Source organism: Methylobacterium sp. J-070 (assembly GCF_022829385.1).
Taxonomy (GTDB): Bacteria; Pseudomonadota; Alphaproteobacteria; order Rhizobiales; family Beijerinckiaceae; genus Methylobacterium.
Genome location: NZ_JAKSXX010000121.1, coordinates 1 through 2389, shown reverse-complemented (window position 1 = coordinate 2389; position 2389 = coordinate 1). Strand labels below are relative to the sequence as shown.

The following is a 2389-nucleotide window of genomic DNA, read 5'->3' as shown; positions in this document are numbered from 1 at the left end:
GTATCGCGCTCGCGACGTTCGCGAACGCCGGCGGCCTGAATGAGCCGAGCCTCGGTCATCTAGCTCGGTTCTCGGGCAAGCTTGGGCCGAACGAGACCGTTGATAGATTGACGAAGCACTGAGGTAGCCCCGCGGTTTCAGTGCCACGGGGCGTTGAGGGACTACTTGCCGCTCGGCGCAGCACCGCTGCCAGTGGCGCCGTTGCCCGTGCCGCTGCCGGCGGGTGCACCGGGCGTGCTGACCGGCGGGCCACCGCTGGTGCCGGGACCCGTGCCTGTGCTCATCGTCCCCGAGCCCATCGAGCTGCTGCCGCCTTCCATGGACTTCTCGGAATTGCTCTTCACCGAGCCCGGGTTGTTCATGTTGCCCTCGGCGCTGCCGCCGCCGGCCGCAGTCTGAGCGACAGCAGCGCCGGACACCGCGAGTGTGAGCGCAGCCGCAAGAGTAAGTATCTTCATCGACATGGACGTTCCTCGAGACGGATCAGCTCGATCGTTCCGTGTGAACGTTTTCATGATCGTTATCGTTCGGACCTCGCCACGGCTGCGGTTACAAATGCTGCCGTCGTCGCAGCTGCAGCCCCAGGATCAGCGCGCCTGGCCAGAATACGAGGCTAAGCAAGGCAATCGGGACGATGGGACGGCCTTTCCACCAAACGATGATCACTGGCAGGAACAGAGCTGGGATCGCCACCGCAAAGGCCCAGAACTCAAGGTCGGAGAGGTCCATATGTGATCCGTAGACGAGGAACGGGTTCACGGAAGCGCTATTGCCTTGTTGCCGCATCGCGGGCGCCTGCGTCCGACCGGCGGGCAATAGGGAGATACGCTGATGAGAACCGCACTGACCATCGCCACCGTCCTCATCCTTGCCGGCCCAGCATTTGCCGCTGAGGGCGGTTCAAGCCGCTCCGGCACCTCCAACAGTACGGGTGCGAGTGATGCCGGATCAGGATCATCGCCCGGTGCATCGGGAAGCGGTCCCTCGACCGGCGGCATGAGCCGCTCGGGCACAACGAACAGCACGGGTGCCAACGATGCGGGATCGGGATCAAAGCCGGCCGGTACCAGCGGAACTGCTGGAAACCGTTGATTGCATCGCTGCCGTAACGAGGCGTTAGCCGCTCTCGTTCAGCTTCAACCTTAGCGACCGGGCACAGCCCGATTGCCTTCAAAGCAGCGCGCTGGCTTCAAAGACAGGGCCCTCTGGCGCGCAGCCTCGTCGGCACGGTCGTAGCTGAGGCCCGCTCCCATTCCCCCCGGGGGGCGGGCCTCAGGCTTTCATCTTTTTGGGCCTGCCGGACAAAGAAAAGGCCACCCCCGAAGAGGCGGCCCGAAGTCTAGGGAGGAAACGCCCACTAGGGGCTACGCGACTACGACGCCGTCGTGATCCCGCACTGCCAACCTAGCTACCGCAGCGCAGCAGACAACCGCGCTGAGACCCCCAGGCAGACGTACCATGTGCGTTCCCACACTATGGTTCAGGCCATGAGTCGGCGCCTAGCGGTCTCCAGTCCCGCCGCACCGCGCCGACCCTCACGCGACAGCCCGGCCGAAGCCTCACGGGCTGGCTTCAGGGAACTGGCCTGAGGCGCGCCTGTCGTCACATGCTTATCCACCGCACGCCTTGCGGCGTCGCGAACGCTTCGGGCATGCGAGCGGGAAGAGCGGCCCTGTAGCAGGAGCAGGAGGTGCCGTCAGCTCACCGATGGCCGAGGGCCGTCCACTCCGTGACGGTCGACGCGTCGGCCGGCATGTAGGCGTCGACGATGGCGCCCTTGCGGCTCACGACGCAGATCATCGTCGCCTCGCGCACCTCGTACATCATCGGTCGCTCGTAGGTGATGCGGAACAGCACCGGGGCGAAGTAGTCGCCCTTCCTGTCGGTCTTGTCGGCGCCGGCCGAGACCGCCTCGACCTGCTTCATCCCGGCCTTGCCGGCCTCGCTCATGACGACCGCCCGGCAGGTGTCGACGGTGCGGTTGCGGCCCGGCACCTCCGGCAGGGGCTGTCCGATGGATTGAAGGGCGACGGATGTTCCCTTCACCAGGCCGGTGCCGGGCACCATCGACATGATCGTCTGCTCACCGGCCGCGGCGGAGGCCGGTCCGATCGGGGCGATCTGCCAGGGCATCTGCCACGTGGCCGCCGAGGTGTCCGGCGCGGCCGGTGAGCAGACCATCCTGTCGATGGTGCCCGGCACCGGCCTGGTGAAGGGAACATCCGTCGCCCTGCAGAGGATCGGACAGGCACTGCCGGAGGTGCCAGGCCGCAACCGCACCGTCGACACCTGCCGGCCTCGCTCATGTCGACCGCCCGGGACGTAGCGACGGTGCGGATGGGCCCACGCCGCGCGCGCAGGGCGACAACACGACTGCCTGGAGGACCAC

General features: G+C 66.5%; 3 protein-coding genes. All 3 read right to left on the bottom strand.

All coding sequences use genetic code 11. From position 1 onward, the window contains the following. Positions 1-161: 161 nt before the first annotated feature. Positions 162-464: a hypothetical protein gene (locus MKL01_RS09905; RefSeq protein ID WP_243905045.1), complete on the bottom strand. Its 303-nt coding sequence runs from the start codon at positions 462-464 to the stop codon at positions 162-164. Positions 465-549: 85 nt separating this feature from the next. Next, positions 550-729: a hypothetical protein gene (locus MKL01_RS09900; RefSeq protein WP_243905044.1), complete on the bottom strand. Its 180-nt coding sequence runs from the start codon at positions 727-729 to the stop codon at positions 550-552. 972 nt (positions 730-1701) lie between these two features. Then, positions 1702-2181 (bottom strand): hypothetical protein, encoded by a 480-nt coding sequence (locus MKL01_RS09895; RefSeq protein ID WP_243905043.1) that lies wholly within the window; start codon positions 2179-2181, stop codon positions 1702-1704. Positions 2182-2389: the final 208 nt, after the last annotated feature.

Bases quoted from the DNA above. Each gene is read 5' to 3' on its own strand.
- MKL01_RS09905 (WP_243905045.1), bottom strand. From the start codon at position 464: ATGTCGATGAAGATACTTACTCTTGCGGCTGCGCTCACACTCGCGGTG.
- MKL01_RS09900 (WP_243905044.1), bottom strand. From the start codon at position 729: ATGGACCTCTCCGACCTTGAGTTCTGGGCCTTTGCGGTGGCGATCCCA.
- MKL01_RS09895 (WP_243905043.1), bottom strand. From the start codon at position 2,181: ATGGTCTGCTCACCGGCCGCGCCGGACACCTCGGCGGCCACGTGGCAG.